25 protein-coding genes are annotated in these 23,208 nt (G+C 30.5%); 22 read left to right on the forward strand and 3 right to left on the reverse strand.

Going from position 1 to position 23,208, the window contains the following annotated elements; translation table 11 throughout:
* Positions 1-121 precede the first annotated feature (121 nt).
* Entirely contained in the window at positions 122-502 is a 381-nt protein-coding gene (locus tag KQI38_RS02745) for a DUF4183 domain-containing protein (protein WP_216555446.1), read from the reverse strand.
* 299 nt (positions 503-801) lie between these two features.
* Between KQI38_RS02745 and KQI38_RS02750 the strand changes: the two genes are divergently transcribed.
* Both KQI38_RS02750 and KQI38_RS02755 read left to right on the forward strand, forming a co-directional pair.
* The gene (locus KQI38_RS02750) at positions 802-1,416 is read left to right on the forward strand and encodes a BclA C-terminal domain-containing protein (RefSeq protein ID WP_216555449.1); all 615 of its coding nucleotides are present in this window, start codon (positions 802-804) and stop codon (positions 1,414-1,416) included.
* A gap of 235 nt (positions 1,417-1,651) precedes the next feature.
* Entirely contained in the window at positions 1,652-1,924 is a 273-nt protein-coding gene (locus tag KQI38_RS02755; protein ID WP_216555451.1) for a putative Se/S carrier protein, read from the forward strand.
* Position 1,925: 1 nt separating this feature from the next.
* On the opposite strand, the gene KQI38_RS02760 is transcribed toward KQI38_RS02755, so the two are convergent.
* Complete coding sequence (locus KQI38_RS02760) at positions 1,926-3,191, reverse strand: hypothetical protein (protein WP_216555452.1); 1,266 nt, start codon at positions 3,189-3,191, stop codon at positions 1,926-1,928.
* 96 nt (positions 3,192-3,287) lie between these two features.
* Between KQI38_RS02760 and KQI38_RS02765 the strand changes: the two genes are divergently transcribed.
* The 6 genes from KQI38_RS02765 (at position 3,288) to KQI38_RS02790 (ending at position 7,622) form a co-directional block, all read left to right on the forward strand.
* On the forward strand, positions 3,288-3,911 hold the full coding sequence (locus KQI38_RS02765) for a hypothetical protein (RefSeq protein WP_216555455.1): 624 nt from the start codon (positions 3,288-3,290) through the stop codon (positions 3,909-3,911).
* Between the two features lie 129 nt (positions 3,912-4,040).
* Positions 4,041-4,469 (forward strand): RrF2 family transcriptional regulator, encoded by a 429-nt coding sequence (locus KQI38_RS02770; RefSeq protein WP_216555458.1) that lies wholly within the window; start codon positions 4,041-4,043, stop codon positions 4,467-4,469.
* Positions 4,470-4,487: 18 nt separating this feature from the next.
* Entirely contained in the window at positions 4,488-5,666 is a 1,179-nt protein-coding gene (gene nifS, locus KQI38_RS02775; protein WP_216555463.1) for a cysteine desulfurase NifS, read from the forward strand.
* Positions 5,667-6,107: a Fe-S cluster assembly scaffold protein NifU gene (gene nifU, locus KQI38_RS02780; protein ID WP_094900201.1), complete on the forward strand. Its 441-nt coding sequence runs from the start codon at positions 5,667-5,669 to the stop codon at positions 6,105-6,107.
* 109 nt (positions 6,108-6,216) lie between these two features.
* Positions 6,217-6,387 (forward strand): hypothetical protein, encoded by a 171-nt coding sequence (locus tag KQI38_RS02785; protein WP_216555465.1) that lies wholly within the window; start codon positions 6,217-6,219, stop codon positions 6,385-6,387.
* A gap of 44 nt (positions 6,388-6,431) precedes the next feature.
* Positions 6,432-7,622, forward strand: a complete 1,191-nt coding sequence (locus KQI38_RS02790) for an AI-2E family transporter (protein WP_216555468.1) — start codon at positions 6,432-6,434, stop codon at positions 7,620-7,622.
* Positions 7,623-7,845: 223 nt separating this feature from the next.
* On the opposite strand, the gene KQI38_RS02795 is transcribed toward KQI38_RS02790, so the two are convergent.
* On the reverse strand, positions 7,846-8,766 hold the full coding sequence (locus KQI38_RS02795; protein ID WP_216555470.1) for a helix-turn-helix domain-containing protein: 921 nt from the start codon (positions 8,764-8,766) through the stop codon (positions 7,846-7,848).
* A gap of 104 nt (positions 8,767-8,870) precedes the next feature.
* On the opposite strand from KQI38_RS02795, the gene KQI38_RS02800 reads away from it, so the two are divergent.
* The 14 genes from KQI38_RS02800 (at position 8,871) to mltG (ending at position 23,202) form a co-directional block, all read left to right on the forward strand.
* Positions 8,871-9,026: a hypothetical protein gene (locus KQI38_RS02800; protein WP_158220043.1), complete on the forward strand. Its 156-nt coding sequence runs from the start codon at positions 8,871-8,873 to the stop codon at positions 9,024-9,026.
* Positions 9,027-9,301: 275 nt separating this feature from the next.
* Complete coding sequence (locus tag KQI38_RS02805) at positions 9,302-10,981, forward strand: S8 family serine peptidase (protein ID WP_216555479.1); 1,680 nt, start codon at positions 9,302-9,304, stop codon at positions 10,979-10,981.
* A 415-nt stretch (positions 10,982-11,396) separates the two neighbouring features.
* Complete coding sequence (alaS, locus tag KQI38_RS02810; RefSeq protein WP_216555488.1) at positions 11,397-14,033, forward strand: alanine--tRNA ligase; 2,637 nt, start codon at positions 11,397-11,399, stop codon at positions 14,031-14,033.
* Between the two features lie 153 nt (positions 14,034-14,186).
* Positions 14,187-14,447, forward strand: coding sequence for an IreB family regulatory phosphoprotein (locus KQI38_RS02815; protein ID WP_094900206.1), 261 nt, complete (start codon positions 14,187-14,189; stop codon positions 14,445-14,447).
* A gap of 16 nt (positions 14,448-14,463) precedes the next feature.
* Complete coding sequence (locus KQI38_RS02820; protein ID WP_216555490.1) at positions 14,464-16,518, forward strand: hypothetical protein; 2,055 nt, start codon at positions 14,464-14,466, stop codon at positions 16,516-16,518.
* 9 nt (positions 16,519-16,527) lie between these two features.
* Entirely contained in the window at positions 16,528-17,475 is a 948-nt protein-coding gene (locus KQI38_RS02825) for an aldo/keto reductase (protein ID WP_216555492.1), read from the forward strand.
* Between the two features lie 14 nt (positions 17,476-17,489).
* Complete coding sequence (gene ruvX / locus KQI38_RS02830) at positions 17,490-17,912, forward strand: Holliday junction resolvase RuvX (RefSeq protein ID WP_094900209.1); 423 nt, start codon at positions 17,490-17,492, stop codon at positions 17,910-17,912.
* On the forward strand, positions 17,912-18,163 hold the full coding sequence (locus KQI38_RS02835; RefSeq protein WP_094900210.1) for a DUF1292 domain-containing protein: 252 nt from the start codon (positions 17,912-17,914) through the stop codon (positions 18,161-18,163). The genes ruvX and KQI38_RS02835 overlap by 1 nt, the downstream gene beginning before the upstream one ends.
* 57 nt (positions 18,164-18,220) lie before the next feature.
* Positions 18,221-18,652: a Fur family transcriptional regulator gene (locus KQI38_RS02840; RefSeq protein WP_094900211.1), complete on the forward strand. Its 432-nt coding sequence runs from the start codon at positions 18,221-18,223 to the stop codon at positions 18,650-18,652.
* A 96-nt stretch (positions 18,653-18,748) separates the two neighbouring features.
* The gene (locus KQI38_RS02845) at positions 18,749-20,410 is read left to right on the forward strand and encodes a ribonuclease J (protein WP_216555493.1); all 1,662 of its coding nucleotides are present in this window, start codon (positions 18,749-18,751) and stop codon (positions 20,408-20,410) included.
* A gap of 98 nt (positions 20,411-20,508) precedes the next feature.
* Positions 20,509-20,808 (forward strand): LysO family transporter, encoded by a 300-nt coding sequence (locus KQI38_RS02850; RefSeq protein ID WP_216555494.1) that lies wholly within the window; start codon positions 20,509-20,511, stop codon positions 20,806-20,808.
* Complete coding sequence (locus KQI38_RS02855; RefSeq protein WP_216555497.1) at positions 20,798-21,394, forward strand: LysO family transporter; 597 nt, start codon at positions 20,798-20,800, stop codon at positions 21,392-21,394. The genes KQI38_RS02850 and KQI38_RS02855 overlap by 11 nt, the downstream gene beginning before the upstream one ends.
* Positions 21,395-21,432: 38 nt before the next feature.
* A complete protein-coding gene (locus KQI38_RS02860) occupies positions 21,433-21,924 on the forward strand; it encodes a QueT transporter family protein (protein WP_216555500.1) in 492 nt (163 codons plus the stop codon).
* A gap of 237 nt (positions 21,925-22,161) precedes the next feature.
* A complete protein-coding gene (gene mltG / locus KQI38_RS02865) occupies positions 22,162-23,202 on the forward strand; it encodes an endolytic transglycosylase MltG (RefSeq protein WP_216555503.1) in 1,041 nt (346 codons plus the stop codon).
* Positions 23,203-23,208: the final 6 nt, after the last annotated feature.

A 23,208-nucleotide genomic window follows, 5' to 3' on the forward strand; every position in this document is an offset into this window, starting at 1 on the left:
AATAAATATAGGCTCACATGTAATTAGTTTATGTATAAAACAAATAATGTGTTCTTAAGGATAATAAAGATATATGCGTTTAAAAAGGATGTGCTATGTGGCACATCCTTAAATTTAGATGTTAAGTTGTTACTGTAGTTGTAGAAGTAGAAGTTGGAGCAAAGTTATTTACTACTAGGATAATAGGGGCATCAACAGGGACTGTAGATGCTTGAGGTATTACAACTTGAGAACCATCGGCACTAACTGTATATAGACCAGATTGCTGTAATACTCCATTTACAAATAGCAAGTAATATCCATTGTCTGTTGCTACAGTTGTAAGATTTCCTGTAACCGCATTACCAGAATCATCCATGAATTGAGTAGATGGAATAGTTATGGTACCTCCAGATCTCTCATCTTCTCTTAATTTATAGAAATATTTCTCCACTTCTGGATTAGTATCTGTTGTCGTTGTTGTAACTGCACTCATAACAAGTTTAAATAATTCTGTAGCCATAGTAATTTATCCCTCCTTTATTTTGATTTATACCTTAGTATATTAGACAAGGTGTCAACTTGCTACTGAAAGGAGATTATACCTGTTAAATTATTAATGATTTTATGTGAATTAAGAGTGAAAATGAGCTAGCCGTTAAAAGTCGTATTCTACTATCTATTTTAAGTTGATTAATAGGTGTAACCATTTAATTTATTAAAACATACAATATTAATGGGAATGAACAAGCTGTAGATTGTTTTTTCTAGATTTATTAAACTCTATATTACAATTAGATGAAAAGAAGGAGCGTGTTATATATGGAAGATAATAACGGATTTATCCGAAAAATCCAGGAATGTTATGATGAAAATATCCAATCGAATTCGTATATCATACCAAGAGATTTCATTAATAAAAGTATAGATTATAATTGTAATAGATGGGTTAGGCCTTGTCCTTGCCGTTGTCGTTGTCATTGTCATTGTGGTAGATGGCCTTGGTGGATGGATTGTCCAGAAGATCCAGGAGAAGTTGTTACAGCAGATTCAATGTTTGCGGCGAATGCTTCTGGAGCAACTATAGCAGTAGTACCAGCTGGAACTTTAGTTCCATTGCCAGATGCTCAGAATTTAGATGGATTTATTCCAAATGGAACTAATACTTTATTTATGGTTCCAGAAACAGGACGATATTATATAACCTATAATATAAATTTTACTGTAGCAGTAGCTGTAGGCTCTAGGGTGACAGTAAATGGAAATCCTCTAGCTGGTTCCAATATACAGCCATTATTAGGCACTCAATATAATGCATCACTTATAGCTAATTTAAGAGATGGCGATACAGTGGGATTAGAACTTTTTGGTTTGCTAGGAGCAGCGGTACTAAGAAGTGGAGTAGGAGCATCTTTAAATATTATTAGATTATCATAGTATAGATATGAAACCCTCAAATGTTTTTGCATTTGAGGGTTTCATAAAAATTCTTTTATTGAGACATTAGTATATATTTTAGTATATATTCAAGGAAGTTTTCTTGAAATCCGTGTACCCAAGGTTCTTATTAAATAAGGTTAGAAAAAAGAGAGAAGTTTCTTATGGATTATAAAAAAGTGTAACCATTATTGACTAAGGAAAATATTTTATAGTATAAGAAGGAGGTAATTCTATGGATCAAAATTATTATATAGCTGTTTTTGAAACAAAGAATAAAGCAGTATTTCTATACTCTACACTTGAGACCATGGGCTATAGCAATTTTCAACTAATATCTACTCCTTGCACGTTAAAGGCTGGATGTAATTACTCAATAAAATTTAGAAATATAAGGTATGCAGATGTTTTAGCCAGAGAGGCAGAAGAGCTAAATATTGGAGCCTTTGATATATACTTCGTTGAGAAAAAGGATGGTAAGTATAAATATAAAAAAACAAACATATAGATTAATTTATAAATCTATTTAAGAAAGAAGATTTTTTTGAGTTAATAGATTTTTGTAGATTGTCTAGTTTATCCTCCATGCTTTTTTGATTAGTTAGCAATTGATTTAAAATAGGGTGTATAAAATCATAATTTTCTAATATAGATTCAATTTTATTTTCTAATCCATTTAAAATATCAGGTTTTATTTCAGAAGGTTCTGAAATGATTTCTTTGTTTTCTAATTCTAATGATGAAGTTTCAGAAGTTTTTGGAGACTCTATATATGAGAAGGAATCTAGAAAATAAAATTTAAGATTATCATAAATATTACAATAAATATAATTGATTTTGTCTATATTTGACCTGACTTTAGCCAATATTGTATTCTGGCGTAGAGTCTCACTATTTTCTTCTTTTAACCAAGAGTTGCCATAGTCAGAAGAATAGAGTAGATCAATATTATTATTATATAAAGATATTAATTTTAGTTTATTATTTTCTTCAAAGATTATTGGCGGATATTTTGATAATGGTATATATGGAAGCTTTATATCCTTCCATATATACTTTTCTTTTCCGCTAGAATTCATTCTTAGATATTTCACTTGATAATTATTATTTACTTCTTCTATCCACAATCCATGTAAGTTATCTTGAGAATCTATGAATAGAAAAGGCAACCAATTATTACTGCTATCCGAAGATATCTGTTTAGACAGAGAACTCCATGTTTTAGTATAATGACTATAAAAGACATGATATATTTGAGGATTATTTATATTATTTCTATATAATAAATGAATAGTACCTTGTTTATCTACATCTATAATGAAAGGATCTGGAGTTCTTTTTGAAACATATCTAATTGCATTATGTTTTTCTTCAGTGCCATAGATTACATGCTGAATAGTCCAAACATTGGAATTTATTAAATTAGAATAATCATAAATTATATGGAGCTTATCTTTAATCATTAAAATTTCTATTTGATTATATATGTTTGATTTTATATCAAATTTTGCGATAGTAGATTTTGACCATTTCCCTTCTATATATTTATAATAGTTCAATTCTCCATTATTTATTAATGCAACGAGATGTATTATATCATTTTCATCAATAAGAACAGAGTAATTTAATATATTTTTATCATATAGGCTATTAGAATTTAAAGCTATTAAGGATGAATCAAAAACACTATAGATAATATCTCTATCATCTCCCAATTGAAATATAAATATCTCTCTATTAGAATTAATAACAATATTAATATTTAAATTAAACATTTAATTCACCTCCATAAATTATTTAGTAGCACATTACTATATCTATACATAATATGTTAGTGAATATGAATTTATTAAATAAAAGGAGTGAAAAGCATGGCTGAATTTAATATTAATCAAATAAGTCAGGAGTTAGATTGTGATTGTATTATTGTTGACAAAGTATTCGCAAGTTGCCAACAAAGAGAATGTTTTCCTGAGATCGAAGTAGAAATATGTGAGAAGAAATTCGAAAGAATAAGGTTTAGACCTGGATTTATAGTACCTAATACATTAATAGTTACAGATACTGATATTCCTAATTTTAGAAGAGTGAGATTTACAATAAGGATACCTTTCCAGATTCTAGACTGCAATGGGAACATAATAGCAGAAGGTTTTCTACCAGACATATTTAAAGATATAATATTATATATTCCAGATGCCAGAGATGAGTTCGACTTTAGGATAGTCGTTGAAACGAGCTCTGAAGTTTTACTACCACCAGTACAAACTGGAGATAACTTAATTTTTACAGCTGGGGTATTTATTATAATTAAGGTAGTAGGTACTGTACAACTCTTAATACCAACGTTTGGATATTGTCCGCCACCACCTCCATGTGAAGAATTTAGTCCACAAGATATATGTGAAGATTTCTTAGAATGTGCGCCATTCCCAGAATTTTTCCCACCTCAAATTGGGGATTTAGAATGTTCTCCATGTAATCCAGCACCGTAGAGAAGAGCTGAATGGCTCTTCTTTTTTTGTCTAATTTTATAAAATATGAATGTTGACAAAAACACTAGGGTATAATATACTTATTAATGAAAACCAAGCGGAACAGTTGGGATTAAAAGAGGTGAAAAAATGAAATTATCTACAAGAGGAAGATATGGCTTAAAGGCAATGTTTCAGCTAGCTTTATATCATGGTGATGGCCCTATATCTCTAAAACAAATTGCAGATGAACAAAATTTATCAGAGAATTATTTAGAGCAATTATTTTCTATTCTAAAAAAAGAAGGATTATTAAATAGTGTAAGAGGTGCTCAAGGTGGGTATATGTTGTCGAAGGAGCCAAGTGAAATTACAGTAGGAAATATATTGAGAGCTCTTGAAGGGAATATGGCCCCATCTGAGTGTGTTATGGGTGATGAATTTGAATGCTCCAAGGAAGATAAATGTGTAACTAAATTAGTTTGGGTTAAGATAAAAGACAGCATTGATGAAGTAATTGATTCCATCACATTACAAGATATGGTGGATGATGAGAATAAATTAAATAGAAAACAGTAAACTTAGGAGGATGAGTCTATGGGAAAATATATATATATGGATAATGCAGCTACAACTCCAGTAAAAAAAGAAGTATTAGAAGAAATGATGCCATATTTTACTGAGAAATATGGAAATCCATCATCTGTTTATTCTCTAGGTAATATATCTAAAAGAGCTGTAGAAAGTGCAAGAGAGAAGGTAGCAAAGGTTCTTCATGCAGATAAAAGGGAAATATTTTTTACTGGGGGAGGTTCTGAAGCTGATAACTGGGCTATCAAAGGTATTGCATTTGGTAATAAAGATAAAGGCAATCATATAATAACTACTAGAATTGAACATCATGGAATATTACACACCTGTGAATACTTACAGAAAAATGGATTTGAAGTCACTTATTTAGATGTAGATAAATATGGCTTAATTAATTTAGAAAATCTTAAAAATGCAATAACTGATAAAACAATACTTATATCAATCATGTTTGCAAACAATGAAATAGGAACTATACAGCCAATTAAAGAAATCGGAGAAATAGCAAAAGAAAATAAGATATATTTTCATACAGATGCTGTTCAAGCAATTGGACATATTGACATAAATGTTAAGGAATTGAATATAGACCTTTTATCTCTGTCAGCTCACAAGTTTTATGGTCCAAAAGGAATAGGTGCTTTATATATTAGACAAGGGGTAAAAATTGATCCCCTTATATCTGGTGGAGGACAAGAAAGAAATAGAAGAGCAGGAACTGAAAATGTGCCAGGTATAGTTGGAATGGGAAAAGCGATTGAATTAGCTTATGAAAACTTGGATGAGCATAATGATAAATTAATTAGATTAAGAGATAGTTTAATCGAGAAGATACAATTAAATATTCCTTATGTGAGATTAAATGGACATCCAACCTATAGATTACCTGGAAATGTAAATATGTGTTTTCAATTTATTGAAGGAGAATCTTTGCTGCTTAGTCTAGATATGGAAGGAATTGCTGGTTCAAGTGGCTCAGCTTGTACTTCTGGGTCATTAGATCCTTCTCATGTTTTATTAGCTATCGGTCTGCCACACGAGATTGCCCACGGTTCTTTAAGACTATCACTAGGAGATTTTAATACCGAAGAAGAATTAGATTATGTAGTAGAAAAACTTATTAAAATAGTAGATAGACTAAGAAGAATGTCACCACTATACGAAAAAATAAAGGAGGAAAAATAGATGTACTCAGAAAAGGTAATGGATCATTTTCAAAATCCGAGAAATGTTGGAGAAATATTAGACGCAGATGGCGTAGGTGAAGTTGGTAATGCTAAGTGTGGAGATATAATGAAAATGTATCTTAAAATAGAAAATGGAGTTATTGAAGATGTTAAATTTAAGACATTTGGATGCGGGTCTGCTATTGCATCTTCTAGTATGGCTACAGAGTTGATTAAAGGGAAAACAATTGAAGAAGCCATGCAATTGACTAATAGGGCCGTTGCAGAGGCCCTTGATGGACTACCGCCAGTAAAGATGCATTGTTCGGTGTTAGCAGAACAAGCTATAAAATCAGCTCTATTAGATTATTCAAAAAAGAATAATGTTCATATTGAAGGATTAGATGATGTAAATTTTGACGATGATGACCATCATAACCACGATTTAGAGGAATTATAAAACCATTTATTTTTCTAAAAAATTCTAATATTAGATAATACTAACAGAATTATTATCTCCTTTTAGTGACAATATATATTATATAGATTAGAAAAAGGAGATGGATATATTGTTTAATAATAAGTATAAAAATGGGGCATTTTGGGGAACGGTTATAGGAACATCATTAGGTATTATTATTACCTCAAAAATGACACCTTTAAATAAAAAGAAAATGATGAGAACTGCTAGAAAAGTAAGAACTAATTTAAGAGATGGGATGAATTCTTTTTGGGACTAGGCAGCACTTGCTGCCTTTTCACGAATTCAAAGGGGAGATAAACTATGAATCCACCAAGTTTTTTTATTAAATTGATTTGGTCGCTTTCTATTATATTACTAGTGTTAGTTATATATTATCTTATTAACATAGGAAACAATTTTGTCTCAGACAGGAAAAAGATTAGGATTAATGATAAAAAGCTTTTACCTATTATTATAGGATTAGTTTTTTTGTTTTTGCTTTTTAATCTATTTAAAAAATATACAATATTATCGGAGACATTCTATACTATTATATTTTCTGCAATTTTGGCGTATCTTTTTAATCCAATAATAAATTATTTAGAAAAGAAAAATATAAATAGATTAAGAGGAGTTTTTCTATTATATCTAGGAATAGTGGCTATGTTTCTAATTTTAGCATTTTTAGTAATACCAAAGTCAACTACTGAGATAAAAAGACTTGTAGTGGATATGCCTATATATTTAGAAAAGGCCTCAGCATTAATAGACGAGCTCTATAACAAGTATTATTCTACTTTAGGTGATTTACCTCCGATGTTTCAAGGAGTCCAACAAGTTGTTATGGAAAATATTGTTGGAATAGAGCATATGGTTATGAATGCACTTAAAAACTTTATTGGTGGAATACTCAATACGTTTTCAAAGTTTGTTAGTCTGATATTAACACCTATTTTAACATTTTATTTTTTAGTAGATAAAAATTATTTTAAGGATAGGATGATGGGATTTATTCCTAAAAAATATAGAAAAGATTCCATAGCATTATTTCGTGAAATAGATGATTCTTTATCCAAATTTGTCAGGGGAAAAATAATCATGGCCGCATATGTAGGTATTGCAACCTCTATAGTTCTACTTATTATGGGAATTGATTTTGCCATTGTCATTGGCTTTATAACTGGAATTGCTGATATTATACCTTACATAGGTCCTTTTTTAGGATTTTTACCAGCTGTATTTTTTGCTTATTTAATTAGTCCTTTAAAAGCAATATGGGTAGCTGCATTATTTGTTTTTATTCAATGGGCTGAGAATAACATCCTTGCACCTAAGGTGATAGGAGAAACAACAGGAATTCATCCATTGATAATACTTATCTCCATAATAATTGGAGGAGGGGTATTTGGAGTATTGGGAATGATTTTAGCAGTGCCAGTAGTTGCTATCTTTATAATTTTGTTTAGATTTGTAAGTAAAAAATTTAGGAAACCACCAAGAGTGCAGAATTAGAGGTTCTAGTTATTTACAAATCTAGAATATTAACTATAATCAAAATATATCATAAAACTTTAAGTACTATTATAAAGGGAGAAAATCAATTCCCTTATAATAGTATTTTTATTTCTAATAGGAAAGCGGTGTCTTTTCCCATTCTTATTTCTTAAGATACTAAATATAGACAGAGAAAAACTTAATTAGATTATGGATTTATATTATCATTCATAGAATATAGTTAGTCTATATCTATGTTATAATGTTCTTTACAAGCATTTTTAAATTTACTTTTTAATTCATTTTGATCTGATATTTCATACAAATGTTTTGCTTTCTCAAGGCTGTTTATATAATTATCATAATTTAGCAAGTGTTCTGCAATACCTTTTCTAGTATATAGAAGAGCTAAACAATAAAGGCTTCGATTTTCTATGCATGTTTTTATACCTAAATTTGCAAAATGCAAAGCATTATCGTGGAGAAATAGTCTATGATAAGTATATGATAGATTGTAAACTACTCTAATATTAAGCTCCCAATCATCTGATTCTAAGTTTTTATGGCAAAACTGTAATAATTCAAGACATTTGTTTATGGATTCTTTTTTATTTAAGATAAGTGCTATGTTCATGAGAATTCGGATTTCTGTGTTATTGTAAACAAAATTATTATATTCTATTAGAGAGAAATTAGGAGAAGTTATTTTTATAGATTCTATTAAATATAATAATGCTTTATCATAATCATTACAACTGACTTTAAGAAAAATAGCTTTGACCAAGAAATAAAGTTGCTTTGTTAATCTGGAAAAATAAGAATTCATATCATCTTTATCGATAATTGCATTTAGATTATCCAATTGATTTTTTAACTCAATAAAACTTCCATTTTCAATTATTTTTTCAATTGAATTCTTTAACTGATGAAACTTCGAATAGTTATTAAATCTATATTTTAGTAATATAGTATTTAAATCTTTTTTTAATACCATGGATAAAATATCCAACGTTTCCTGCTTTGGTATTACTTTTCCGTTTTCGATTTTGCTCAAGGTATCTACATTAACTCCTGATAGAAATGATATATCTTTCTGGGTAAGGTTTAGATTCTTCCTTATATTTCTTATTTCTTCACTAAATGATTCTAAATTATAGTACAAAAAGTCACCTCCTTAAAAAAATACCGATTTAAATCGGATTGAATTTCATATTAATTACATATATTATATAAGTAATAAAAAAATATGTAAAGAGAGGGAAAATTATGAAAAAAAGATTAATGCCAATTTTAATTATCTGTATTATCCTATCATCTTTATTAAATTTTATTCCATTTAAAAACAACTATAAAACTGTTGCACAAAAAGGTAAGGACGACGTAATAGAAATACATTCAGGTGATTTAGAAATTTTATTGTAATCAGAATTTACAGAATTTTTAAACAAATAGCACTTAAAAACTAAAACATAAATAAAATGAATAACAGCCTTAAAACCGATATTTTCAAAAACTTGCAAAATTTATAAGAACAGATTAGTTTTTATAAGTTAATATGTATATTTATAAAGTTTTGAGAGGTTTTAAGGTTGTTTTTGAATAGGGGGGATATTATGTTAACAAAGACCTGACGTATATCAATATATCAAATAGCTAAATATAGAGAAAACGTAAGATAAAACAAAGGGGGATTAGTGATGAAAAGGATATTAAGTTTACTGATGGTATTAACATTAATTGTATCTATGAGTATAACTGCTGTAGCAGAGGAGGAAAATATTTTTAGATTAAGAAGTGATGAGATACAGACAATATCAGGGGAGTTAATAGTATCAGTTGAAAATGGAAGTGATTATTCTCTGCAAAATACTGGGGATATTATTGCTAAACATGTTTCAATATTCAAAGATAAGGATTTTATTATTAAAGATTCTCTTATCTCTTCCATTGATAATGATAAAATCAAACTTAATGACTTAGATGAGGACTTTAGAGAACAGATTGTTAAAGATATGGGATATGTGTATTTAGTAAGTTACTCAAAGGAATATAGAAGCCAAGAAGACGCTATTAAAGAATTAGAAAAAACTTTAGAAGAGTCTGGCATAAAGGTTAGATATATTGAGCCAAATTATATGGTATATGCCTTGGATGAATATACTTTGGATGATTATGCTATAGAAATAGATGGAGATATACTTGAAGACGAAATAGGGCTTCAAATGCATAATAATCAAAGATGGCATTATGAAATGATTAAGGCTCCTAGTGCTTGGAATATAACTTCAGGGAGTAGCGGAGTAAAAATAGCTGTATTAGATACAGGAATAGATCATAATCATCAAAGTCTAAGAGACTTTGTTGATAGAAATTTAGGCAGAAACTTTTCAGGTGGCTCCTCAACAGATACTATGGATAGACAAGGACATGGAACTCATGTATCGGGAACAATAGCAAGCTATGGCAGTGTTTCAGGCGTAATGAAAAATGCAACATTAATTCCGGTAAAGGTCTTAGGAGATGATGGAAGAGGATCAACCTACGGAATCGTTCAAGGTGTATTGCACGCAGCAAACATACAGGCAGATGTAATAAATATGTCTTTAGGCGGCGGCGGATATTTGCAAAGCTTTGATGATGCTTGTAGAACAGCTGTATCAAGAGGTGTAGTTGTAGTAGCAGCATCTGGAAATGAATATGCTTCAAGTATATCATATCCTGCGGCATATGATAGTGTTATAGCAGTAGGTGCAGTTGATTCAAACAGAAGAAGAGCATCTTTCTCGAATTATGGGACAGGCTTAGAGCTTATGGCACCAGGGGTGAATATATATAGTACAATTCCTGGAAATCAATATCAAACTAATTCAGGAACTTCTATGGCATCTCCTCATGTGGCTGGAGTAGCAGGTCTTATGAGATCGGTTAATAGAAATGCCTCTGTATCAGAAATCAGAAGTGTATTGAGAAATACTGCTCAATATGCAGGGAATAGTACAGAATATGGTTATGGAATAGTGGACGCTTATGCAGCAGTTCAAGCCATAAGTGGAAATCCAGCACCAAATACGGAAACAAGAACAAGTGTAATGACAGATAAAACTTCTTATTATAGATCTGAGATTGTAAATGTTACAGTAAAGGTAACAAATAAAGATGGTCAACCATTGCAAGGAGCTACAACTAAACTTACCTTAACATCTCCAGACAATTCTAAAGTGAGTGCTGCTAAGACCACTAATGCTAGCGGGGAGGTACAGTTTACAATAACTGCAAATGCTAATTCTCTTATAGGAAATTATGGAATCCTCATAGAAACATCATTGACTGGATATAGTCCAAGTACAGCTAATACAACTTTTAGATATATAAATTAGTGAGTATTAATCAAAAAATGAAATAGAGATAATTATTTATATTTCAATCTATTTACTGGTATCTGTAAATAAAGTATCCTTTTAAATTAGATGAAATATAAAGGCTTATTTGATAAAGGTGCTTGTAAAAGTGGATAAAAAAATCCGCTTTACAAGTACTTTTATTTATAGATATTAACTTACTATAAATTCGGAAAATTCATATTATTAAGAAAGCATTTCTGGTTTATCTTCACTTTTAAAGTCTAATTATTGACAAATCGGGAATATTAAATTATAATCCAAATATATCATAAGAGAGAATCTCGTCCCTCTACTAGGGACGATTTTTTGCAATTCATACAACGGATAAAAACCTTATTAGCTTCGAAATTATTTGAAGTTAAAGATAATCTTAAATGGAGAGGTGTATATAATGAAAAAGATTGGATTACATGAGATAAGAAAAGAGTTTTTTGACTTTTTTAGGGAAAAGGAACATTTAGTTGCACCTAGTTTTTCACTTGTGCCTCAAAATGATAAATCATTACTTTTAATTGGAGCGGGAATGGCACCATTAAAGAAATATTTTACAGGAGAGCAAACTCCGCCTAATAAAAGAATGGCAACATGTCAGAAATGTATTAGAACAGGTGATATTGACAATGTAGGTAAAACGGATAGACATGCCACATTTTTTGAAATGTTAGGAAACTTCTCTTTTGGAGATTATTTTAAAAAAGAGGCTACAGCTTGGGCTTGGGAATTCCTTACGGAAAGAATGGAAATAGATAAAGAAGATTTATGGGTGACAATATATTTGGAGGACGATGAAGCTTTCGAAATATGGAATAAAGAGGTTGGAGTACCAAGTGAGAGAATCGTAAGGTTAGGGAAGGAAGATAACTTCTGGGAATTGGAAGTTGGGCCATCAGGTCCTTGTTCAGAGATATATGTTGATAGGGGAGAAAAACATGGATGTGGATCCCAAAATTGCAAACCAGGATGTGAATGTGATAGATTTATTGAAGTTTGGAACTTGGTATTTACTCAATTTGACAAAGATGAAAATGGAGTATATCATCCACTGCCAAACCCAAATATAGATACAGGCATGGGACTTGAAAGAATCACGTGTGTAATGGAAGGAACTAAAACTATATTTGATACTGAAGCAGTTAAAGAAATTAGAAGAAAAGTAGAAGAAATCGCTAAAATTATCTATGGTAATGATCCTAAAAAAGATATTTCTATAAGAGTAATTACTGATCATAGTAGGGCTATGACCTTTTTGGTATCTGATGGAGTGTTGCCTAGTAATGAAGGAAGAGGATATGTATTAAGAAGACTAATTCGTAGAGCAGCAAGACATGGTAAACTTCTAGGTATAGAAGAAGCATTCTTGAGCCAAGTCGTTGATGTTGTAATTAATTCATGGCAAATAGAATATTCTGAGTTGAAAACAAGAGAAGATCAGATTAAAAAGATAATAAAGGCAGAAGAGGATAAGTTCCAAGAAACTATTCATCAAGGAATATCCATTTTAGAAGAATATATAAATGAAATGAAATTAAGTAATGAGACTATTTTAAGTGGAGAAAAAGCATTTAAATTATATGATACTTATGGATTTCCTTTAGATTTAACGAAAGAAATCCTTGAGGAAAAAAACTTAAAGGTAGACGAGGAAGAATTTAATATAAATATGGAAGAACAAAGAAATAGGGCTAGAAAAGCTAGGGATGAAGGCGATAGTGGTTGGTCTACAGGGAGTGACCAAGATATTTTTAAAGGCTTAGATACTATTTTCAGAGGATATGAAAAAACTAATATTGTAGCTGAAATAACAGGATTATTTAGTAATAATCAAAAGGTAAAGGAATTAAATGCCGAAGAAGAAGGTATTATTATATTAAATGAATCACCATTCTATGGAGAATCTGGTGGGCAGGTAGGAGATACTGGAATTATTGAAAGTCCTGATTTCAAAGCTATAGTTCTAGATACTAAGCATTCCAAAGGAGACCATCTAATTCATATAGTAAGAATTGTTGATGGAGTGGCGAAAGTTGGTGATAGAGTAATAGCTGATGTAGATGATAATAGAAGAAATTCTATTAGAAGAAATCACTCTGCAACTCATCTTCTTCATAGGGCTTTGAAAGATATATTAGGAGAGCATGTTAACCAAGCAGGATCAGTTGTTATGCCAAATAGATTAAGATTTGACTTTACTCATTTTGAAGCTGTAACGCCTGAAGAATTAAAGAAAATTGAAGAAATTGTTAATTCTAAGATTCTGGAAGCTTTAGAGGTAGTTACTATAGAGACTTCTCTTAAGAATGCACAAGAAATGGGAGTAGTAGGATTATTTGAAGATAAATATAAGGATGAAGTTAGAGTGTTAAAAATGGGTGAATACTCTAGGGAATTATGTGGTGGAACTCATGTTTTAAACACAGGAAATATCGGCTTATTTAAGATACTTTCTGAATCAAGTATTGCATCTGGAGTTAGAAGGATAGAGGCAATAACCGGTGAAGGTGTATATGAGTATATGAATCACATGGAAGAGAATATAGAGCAATTATCTAATATATTAAAGACAAATAAAAGCAATTTGTTAGAAAAAGTTAAAACTTTAGCTGAAGAAATAAAAGAAAAAGAAAGAGAAATAGAAAGTCTCAAATCAAAGATGGCATCTTCTATTGCTGATGAAATATTATCATCTAAAGTAATTATAGAAGGAGTATCCTTAATTACTTATAAGGTGGATAATTTAGATATGAATAGTTTAAGAAACTTAGGTGATGAAATAAGAAATCGTCTAGGTTCAGGTGTTGTAGTACTTGCTAGTGTAAAAGAAGATAAACTTTCTTTTGTGGGGATGGTGACTAAGGATATTGTTGAAAAGGGTATCCATGCCGGAAACATAATAAAAGAAGTAGCTATGAGAACTGGCGGTGGAGGCGGTGGAAGGCCAGATATGGCTCAAGCTGGTGGAAAGGACATCACTAAAGCAGATGAAGCTCTCTCAGTTGTTCCAGATTTAATTAAAAAACAAATAAAATAATATAATAAAGGGAATAAATATTAGCTACTAGCTAATATTTATTTCTTATAATCTATAGGAGGTAGAAAAATTCTATATTAATTTTTTTATAAGCTTTTGTTATTATACATTGCAAATATATGATATAATATTAGTATATTAGGGGGTGTTTTTGTGAATAATAAATTTAATGAAACTATGAAATTTGAACCACCAAAAGAAAATATTGATTCTGTAGAAGAAATAATATTTTCAGTGTTTTCCTCTTTAGAGGAGAAGGGTTATGATCCGATTAATCAGATAATTGGATATATACTATCGGGAGATCCAACATATATTACTAGTCACAACAATGCCAGATCTACTATATGTCGTATAGAGAGAGATGAGCTGTTAGAGGAGCTTCTTAAATCTTATTTAAAGAATAGGAAGTAGAATAAGGAGAATTAACTTGAAAGTAATAAGGATTTTATCGCTTTTTCTATTACTTATATTACTGATACCAAATTTATCTTACGGAATTGAAGATAATTCAAGGGTATATCTAATAGTCATAAATAAACTAACTCTAAAAGATATAGAATCCATGGAAAATCTAAAAAAAATAATTGAAGATGGCAGTATCGGATTGATGAATACTAGGGGTGTATCAGGATATACTGGTGCAGAAAGCTTTCTTACAATTAACTCTTCAAGAAAGTCATCTTGTAATTATGCTAGCATCGATTTTCTACCTAGAGAACTAAATGGCTCCATAGTTAATAAATCTTTTAGTAGATTGATTAAGTTAAATAAAAATAATAAATTTTCGCCTTATATTGGTGCTATAGGAGATAACCTCCATAGTGTGGGATTAAAGACAGCGATTTATGGTAATGGCGATTTGATAAATATGCCTTTAAAGACTGCCGCATTGATTCCAATGGACTCCAGAGGGTTGGTTGATTATGGCAATATAGATAATATAACGATAGAAGACAATGATTATCCCTTTACAATAAAAACTGATTATAAAAAACTTTTAAGCGAGATAAAAAATAGTTCTGCAAATCTTATTGTAGGAGATACAGGTGATTTAGATAGGATATATAGATATAGTGACTTTTTATCAGAAGATGAGTCTAAGAACATCCGAGAGAGAATCTTATTAGATATAGATAGTTTTATTGGAGAATTAATCACCATATTGAAATACGATAAATCCTTATTGATTATTACAAGTCCCAATAGTGGAGATATAAATGTTGATGATAATAAATTATCTCCCATAATAATTTGGGGAAATGGTATTGGAAAAGGAATACTAACTTCTGCAACTACTGAAAGAGCAGGAATAGTTGCCAATATGGATATAGGGCCTACTATTATGAGTTTTTTAAAAGCACCTATGGATAACATGTCAGGTAGCCAAATTAAGTCCATTAGGAAGAATGATATAAATCTTAAGGATATAATAGAATACAGCCAACAGATAAATACTACATCTAAAGTAAGATATAATACCTTATATTATTATGGAATTTTCTCTATGATTATATTATCTTTAGCGATTATTTTTCTTATTGCAAAAATAAGGTTATCAGGAAAGACAAAAGATATTACTAAGGTATTATTTGCAATGATACTAGTTTTTCCAAATATATTTATTCTAGTTTCAATATTTAAACCAAGAAGGATCTATAGTTTTATATTGATTCTTTTTACTTTAATGTTACTATCATTGATTGTGTTATGGGTGACTAGGAAAAGTAGTAATCAAATTATTAATATTGTAAGTATTTCTATTGTTATAATAATATTAGATTTGATTTCAAGAGGCAGTATTAGTAAATTTTCAGTGTTATCCCACGATCCTACAATTGGGGCAAGATATTATGGAATAGGTAATGAAATGGTTGGGTTGTTTTTAGGTTCTATAACTATATTTTCAATAGGAATTTCCAAAAGAAATGATAAGAGCCTAATACCTTTATTTTTATTGGGAATATCAGTTATATTGGTAGGACATCCTCATTATGGGGCTAATGTTGGGGGTACCATGGCATTTATAGTTGCTACGGTTTTTTATGTTGTGGAAATTTTTAACAAAGATAAAGTTCTGAATTTAAAAAGGGTATTTTTTATGGTAATATCAATTATATTACTTATTTCTATTATGGGATTTATTGATATAAAATTCAATAGAAACACTACACATTTAGGTAATACAATATTACTTACTAAAAACAATGGACTAAGTTATTTAAATAAAATAATATTTAGAAAACTACTTATGAATATTAAATTGATAGGTAACTCTTTTTGGACATATATATTATTATTACATATGATTTTACATACGTCGATATTTTATTTTAAGAAAAAGAACAATAAAACTTTAACTGCTGCCATAGCAGGATTATCAGGGACTATAGGAGGTTTTTTACTTAATGATTCTGGAGTAATCCTTGCAGCTATATGTATGAATTTAATAACCACAGGACTATATCTAGAATTTGTAGAATAAGGTGAAAAAATGGACAGAATTAAATTAGGAAGAACAGATGTTGAGGTATCAAGACTTTGTTTTGGTTCTCTTACAATGACTCCTTTTCAAGCAGGGTTAACTGTTAAGGAAGGAGCATATCTTATAGAATATGCTTATGATAAAGGAATTAATTTTATTGATACAGCGGAGATATACGAAAATTATGAGTATATAAGAGCTGCTCTAAAGGGTATAAAAAGAGAAGATTATAACATAGCTACAAAGACTTATGCATATACGAAAGAAATGGCAAAGAATAGCTTGGAACTTGCTTTGAAGGAATTGAATACGGATTATATTGATATATTTCTATTACATGAGCAAGAAAGCATTCATACAGTACGAGGCCATTTTGAAGCAATAGAATATTTTTTAAAGGCAAAGGAACAGGGAAAAATTAGAAGCATAGGGTTATCTACCCATCGAATTGAAGGGGCATTAGCGGCAAGGGAAGTAAAAGAAATAGAAATAATCCATCCTATAATTAATAAATATGGTATTGGTATACAAGATGGAACAGTAGAAGAGATGTTAAAGGTAATTGAAGAAATACATCAAATGGGAAAAGGTATTTATGCTATGAAACCTTTAGGAGGAGGACATTTAATAAGAGAAGTAGAAGATGCCTTTAATTTTGTAAAATCTATTTCCACTATACATTCTATTGCTATTGGAATGCAATCAAGGGATGAAATAGATGCTAATATTAATTTATTAGAAAAGGGATGTATGCCCGAAGATTTGAAAGATAAATTGGTAAATAAAAAAAGAAAATTGATAGTTGCAGACTACTGTTTGGGTTGTGGCAATTGTGTTAGAAGGTGTAAACAGCATGGAATAGAATTGATAAATGGAGTGGCTACCCCAAATGAAAAATGTGTTTTATGTGGATATTGCGCAAAGGTCTGCCCTGAGTTTTGTATAAAAGTAATTTAATATAGGAGTGAATAATGGAAAGAATAATGGGATTAGATGTAGGAGATAAGACAATTGGTGTTGCCATATCTGATTTATTACAGATGACGGCTCAAGGAATAACGACTATTAAAAGAGAATCTAAGGAAAAAGATTATAAAGCCTTAGAAGAAATTATTAATGAATATGGTATTAAAAAAGTAGTAGTAGGCTTGCCTAAGAATATGAATGGAACATTAGGGCCTCAAGGAGAAAAAACTATTAAATTTGCAGATAAACTTAAAAATAAATATAAAGTAGAAATTATATATGAAGACGAGAGATTGACGACTCAGGCGGCTGAAAAAATGCTTATATCAGGAGAGGTTAGAAGAGATAAGAGAAAAACAGTAATAGATAAGGTTGCAGCTACATTTATTTTACAGACATATTTAGATAGGAAAGGGAGGATATTGTAATGAATGAAAGAATTGTTTTATTAGATGAATTGGGCAAAGAACAAGAGTTTGTTATTTTGGCTACTTTTGGATTAGATGATGAAGATTATGCAGCACTAATGCCGGCAAATGATATAGAAAGTCCTACTTATATCTTGAGAATGGAAAGAGATGAAGAGGGAGAATTACTTTTAGTTGGTATAGACGATGATGAAGAGTTAGAAGATGCAATAGAAGCTTATGAAGAAATGCAAAGAGAAAATCTTCAGTAGTTGACAAATATGGAAAATAGTAGTATTGTAAACTTAGTATTATAATCGGGTGAAAAAATGGATATTAATATAATTAAAGGGAAACTTCAAAAAGAAGGATATAAACTTACAACTCAAAGAAGAGCTATATTAAAGACTATAGTAGATAACCATGAAGAGCATCTAAGCTGTGATGAGGTATATAATATTGTGAAAAAGGAATACCCAGATTTAGGTATTGCCACTGTATATAGAACCTTACAATTGTTTGAAAAGCTCAACATAGTTTACAAATTAAATTTTGATGATGGATGCAGCAGATATGAGCTAAGCGTAGGTTCGGAAAATCATCACCATCATCATTTGATTTGTTTAAATTGTGGAAAAGTTACAGAGGTGAAGCTTGATCTATTGGAAGCCTTAGAAGAGGAAATCGAAAGTGAGGGGCAATTTACTATAGTGGATCATAATGTAAAATTCTATGGATATTGTAGTGAGTGTAAAAAATAAATCCCGATAGGGATTTATTTTTTGAGCGAATATTTATTTTAAAAGATTATAAACTGAAAAAATGGGAAAAATAAGACGAAAAAGAGGAGTGATTCGGTGCGAAAACCAAATAAAATTAAAATTATTCCATTAGGGGGTTTAGGAGAAGTAGGAAAAAACATTACAGTTATTGAATATAAAGACGATATTATATTGATAGACTGTGGGATGACTTTTCCTGAAGATGAAATGCTGGGAATTGATGTAGTTATTCCAGACATAACCTATTTATTAAAAAATAGAGAGAAAATAAGAGGTATAGTGTTAACTCATGGACATGAAGACCATATAGGTGCTCTTCCATATGTATTAGCAAAGTTAAACTTGCCTATTTATGGAACTAAGTTGACTTTAGGATTGGTAGAAACCAAGCTAAAAGAGCATAAATTAGAAAATGTAAAATTAAATGTTGTAAGACATGGAGAAACTATACAATTAGGAATTCTCGATATTGAATTTATTAAAACGGGTCATAGCATACCAGATAGTGCGGCTTTAGCAATTCATAGTCCAGTAGGTACTATTGTTCATACTGGTGATTTTAAGATAGACTATACGCCAATAGATGGAGACGTCATAGATTTAAATCGTTTTGCTGAGTTAGGAAATAAAGGAGTATTAGTTCTAATGGCTGACAGTACCAATGCAGAGAGACCAGGCTACACTATGAGTGAAAGGACTGTAGGAAATACTTTTAGGGATATATTTATGAATCATAAGCATAGAATAATAGTTGCAACTTTTGCTTCTAATGTTCATAGGATTCAACAAATAATAAATGCTGCGGAGCAAAATAATAGGAAAGTAGTTTTATCTGGTAGATCAATGACTAACACTATTGGAGTAGCTCTTGAATTAGGTTATCTACACATTCAGGAAGGTACTTTAATAGATATTAATGATATGAATAAATATCCAAGCAATGAGATAACGATTATTACTACTGGAAGTCAAGGAGAGCCTATGTCTGCATTATCTAGAATTGCAGCAGGAGAACACAAGAAAATACAAATTCAACCTGAGGATTTAGTAATAATATCTGCTACACCAATACCAGGTAATGAAAAAACAGTTTCAAAGGTGATAAATAATTTAGTGGAAAATGGAACAAAGGTTATATTTGAAGCATTGGCAGATGTTCACGTTTCTGGTCATGCATGTCAAGAAGAGTTGAAATTGATACACACTTTAGTTAAACCGAAATATTTTATACCTGTTCATGGCGAATATAGACATTTAAAGAAACATGCAGAAATAGCAGAATCTCTAGGGTTACCAGAGGAGAATATATTTATTTTAGATAATGGAAGGGTTATAGAATTTACTAAGGACTCTGCTGAATTAAATGGATGTGTATCAGCAGGAAATATTTTAGTTGATGGATTAGGTGTTGGAGATGTTGGAAATATAGTTCTTAGGGATAGAAAGCATCTATCTGAAGATGGTCTAATAGTTATTGTAGTTACCATAAGTAAGAAAGAAGGAACTATCTTAGCGGGACCAGATATCATTTCTAGAGGTTTCGTATATGTAAGAGAATCTGAGGATCTTATGGAAGAAGCTAGAAGCATAGTAAAATCAGTACTTGAAGATTGTGAACAAAAGAAAATAACTGATTGGGCAACGTTAAAATCTAATATTAGAGATACCTTAAGAAATCATTTATATGGTAAAATAAAAAGAAATCCAATGATACTGCCAATAATTATGGAAGTATAATAAAATCCCTGGTATAGATTTATACCAGGGATTTTGGTATAATAATAAGGGCGAATTGTGCATTGTGAATTGTTTACTGTATAAAGGGGGTATATTATATGGGATTAAGATTAATTTTATATTTGGGAATACTAATATTAGGGGGGGTAATTGGATATAAGGATAAAGTTAGTGAAAAATTGCAAGCTAATATAAATACAATTCAAAATCTCTGTCTACTTTTTTTATTGTTTGTAATGGGAGTTACAATTGGAATAAATAATGAAGTTATATCTAATTTGTTTTCTATAGGATTGAAAGCTGGAATAATATCTATTTTTACTATTTCTTTTAGCATAATATTTGTAAGAATGATTAGAAGGTTTATAATACTGGAGAGTGATAAGATTGAGCCTTAAAATATTTTTAGCGGTTTTATTAGGGACTGGTGTGGGATACTTTTTCTTACCGGCTACTATTTCATCAAGTATTGGAATTATTATAGATATTGGACTTATGGTATTATTATTTTTTGTAGGCATGGATATTGGGAAACAAAAAGATGTATTTCAAAAAATAAAAAAGATGGGTTTAAGGATACTATTAGTGCCAGCAGCAATAATAGCAGGAAGTATAATTGGAAGTATGCTAGCAGGTTTATTACTTAAGATGCCAATAAATGAAGCTGGTGCTGTAGGGGCAGGCCTAGGATGGTATACATTAAGTTCTACTATGCTTCTTGCAGATGGTTATATAGAACTAAGTGCCTTAGCATTTTTATCTAATGTATTTAGAGAGATAATGGCTTTAATATTAATACCTATTATAGCTAAATATGTTGGAAAAATAGAATCCTTGTCTACGGCTGGAGCAACGGCTATGGATACGTCGCTCCCAGTAATATCCGCTTCTACTGATCCTGAAACTGCAATAATTGCATTTATCACTGGAGTAATATGTACAACTGCTGTACCTATAATATTACCAATTATATTGAAATTGTAGTTTCAAATCAGTGAAGAGTGAAAAACAGGGAGGTAAATATGAATACAAAATACTTAACTAAAGCTAGTTTAATAGCTGCAATATATATAGTCTTAGTTTTAATACAGATGTTGCCAGTTCCATTTATTAATTTAACATTTGGACCTATACAACTTAGAGTTGCAGAAGGTTTGGCTTTACTTCCATTGGTGGAATCTGCAGCTGTTCCTGGCATATTTGTAGGATGTTTATTGGCTAATTTATTATTAGCACCTTATTCTGGCTTTGGACTAGTGGATATACTAGGTGGATCTTTGGTAACACTTGTTGCAGCATATATTACGTCTAAAATGAAGAATAAGATAACAGGAATGATTCCTCCAGTAGTGATAAATGGATTAATTGTATCTATTTGGGTATCATACTTCACAAAGGTTCCATATTTTGTTACTGTACTCGGGATAGGTGGAGGAGAACTACTATCAGTAGCTATTTTTGGTAGTATCATTTTATCAGTTTATGATAAAGCAACAAATTTAAAAGAATATTAAAAACCAATGAATAGTGAAGAGTTAAAAATGAATAGTTTTAAGTAAAGATTCAGAGACTTTTAGCTATTAGTTATTCACTAGATAAACAAACCCTAAAGGACTACTGAACAGTACCCTACGGGGCAAATGTTAGTAGCTAAGCGATGTACACAAAGTTGAAAATCATAATTTTGGTACCCTGCTTATATTAATTATTCACTATAAAAAGGAGTTGTTAAGGAATTGGAAAAGACCAAGATGAAAAAAAACAGAAGGAAAGCTAAATCAAAGAAATTTTCTGTATTAATAATATTATTATTTGCAATAATATTTGGAGCATTTTTTGCTCAAAAATATTATAAGGAAAGTTTGGGAGCAATGGCGGTTGACAACCCTTCTGATGTAAAAATTATTATCCCTCCATCGAGTTCAACTATTAAAATAGCAGATATTTTATATGAGAATGGATTGATTAAAAATCAGTTTATATTCAGGTATCGGGTAAAAGCTAAAGGTGTAGGCAGTAAACTAAGGGCAGGAGAGTACAATTTATCTACTGGCATGAATCTTGAGAATATAATAGATAGCCTTACAAAGGGTGGCAAAAGTCAAAATACAGTAAGATTTACTATTCCAGAGGGGTATGAACTTAAACAAATGGCTGAGAAGTTATCAGATGAAGGTATTGTAGATAGGGATAGATTCCTTGAATTAGTAAGTGACAAGAAAAACTTTGAAGATAAATATACTTTTTTAAAGGAATTAGATGATGAACAAGGGCTTGAAGGATTTTTATTTCCATCCACCTATGAAATCTATGTTGATTCAACAGAAGAAGAGATTATAGGTAAGATGCTGGATGAATTTGAGAAGGTTTATAGAAAAGATGTAGAACCAAAGCTTGAGGAGCTTAATTTAACATTAAATGAGGCGATTACTTTAGCATCTATAGTAGAAAGAGAAGGTAAGGTAGATGAGGAAAGACCTTTGATGTCTGCGGTATTTCATAATAGGATTCATAAGGGAATGATGCTACAATCCTGTGCTACCGTACAGTATATTTTAGGAGAGAGAAAAGAAGTTCTAACTAATGAAGATACGAGGATAGAATCGCCATATAACACTTATATCCATGAAGGACTTCCACCAGCGCCAATAGCATCTCCAGGAGAATCTTCATTAATAGCAGCAGTAAATCCAGCAGATGTAGATTATTTATTTTTTGTATTGACAGGTAATGGTACTCACACATTTACTAAAACCTATGAAGAACATTTAAAAGCAAAACCAAAGAAATAAAAGGGA

Source organism: Tissierella carlieri (genome assembly GCF_018917285.1).
Lineage (GTDB): Bacteria > Bacillota > Clostridia > Tissierellales > Tissierellaceae > Tissierella > Tissierella carlieri.

Bases quoted from the DNA above. Each gene is read 5' to 3' on its own strand.
- nifU (WP_094900201.1), top strand. From the start codon at position 5,667: ATGTACTCAGAAAAGGTAATGGATCATTTTCAAAATCCGAGAAATGTT.
- KQI38_RS02755 (WP_216555451.1), top strand. From the start codon at position 1,652: ATGGATCAAAATTATTATATAGCTGTTTTTGAAACAAAGAATAAAGCA.
- nifS (WP_216555463.1), top strand. From the start codon at position 4,488: ATGGGAAAATATATATATATGGATAATGCAGCTACAACTCCAGTAAAA.
- KQI38_RS02805 (WP_216555479.1), top strand. From the start codon at position 9,302: ATGAAAAGGATATTAAGTTTACTGATGGTATTAACATTAATTGTATCT.
- KQI38_RS02750 (WP_216555449.1), top strand. From the start codon at position 802: ATGGAAGATAATAACGGATTTATCCGAAAAATCCAGGAATGTTATGAT.
- KQI38_RS02840 (WP_094900211.1), top strand. From the start codon at position 18,221: ATGGATATTAATATAATTAAAGGGAAACTTCAAAAAGAAGGATATAAA.
- mltG (WP_216555503.1), top strand. From the start codon at position 22,162: ATGAAAAAAAACAGAAGGAAAGCTAAATCAAAGAAATTTTCTGTATTA.
- KQI38_RS02760 (WP_216555452.1), bottom strand. From the start codon at position 3,191: ATGTTTAATTTAAATATTAATATTGTTATTAATTCTAATAGAGAGATA.
- KQI38_RS02860 (WP_216555500.1), top strand. From the start codon at position 21,433: ATGAATACAAAATACTTAACTAAAGCTAGTTTAATAGCTGCAATATAT.
- KQI38_RS02800 (WP_158220043.1), top strand. From the start codon at position 8,871: ATGAAAAAAAGATTAATGCCAATTTTAATTATCTGTATTATCCTATCA.
- alaS (WP_216555488.1), top strand. From the start codon at position 11,397: ATGAAAAAGATTGGATTACATGAGATAAGAAAAGAGTTTTTTGACTTT.
- KQI38_RS02835 (WP_094900210.1), top strand. From the start codon at position 17,912: ATGAATGAAAGAATTGTTTTATTAGATGAATTGGGCAAAGAACAAGAG.
- KQI38_RS02825 (WP_216555492.1), top strand. From the start codon at position 16,528: ATGGACAGAATTAAATTAGGAAGAACAGATGTTGAGGTATCAAGACTT.
- KQI38_RS02850 (WP_216555494.1), top strand. From the start codon at position 20,509: ATGGGATTAAGATTAATTTTATATTTGGGAATACTAATATTAGGGGGG.
- KQI38_RS02745 (WP_216555446.1), bottom strand. From the start codon at position 502: ATGGCTACAGAATTATTTAAACTTGTTATGAGTGCAGTTACAACAACG.
- KQI38_RS02770 (WP_216555458.1), top strand. From the start codon at position 4,041: ATGAAATTATCTACAAGAGGAAGATATGGCTTAAAGGCAATGTTTCAG.
- ruvX (WP_094900209.1), top strand. From the start codon at position 17,490: ATGGAAAGAATAATGGGATTAGATGTAGGAGATAAGACAATTGGTGTT.
- KQI38_RS02765 (WP_216555455.1), top strand. From the start codon at position 3,288: ATGGCTGAATTTAATATTAATCAAATAAGTCAGGAGTTAGATTGTGAT.
- KQI38_RS02790 (WP_216555468.1), top strand. From the start codon at position 6,432: ATGAATCCACCAAGTTTTTTTATTAAATTGATTTGGTCGCTTTCTATT.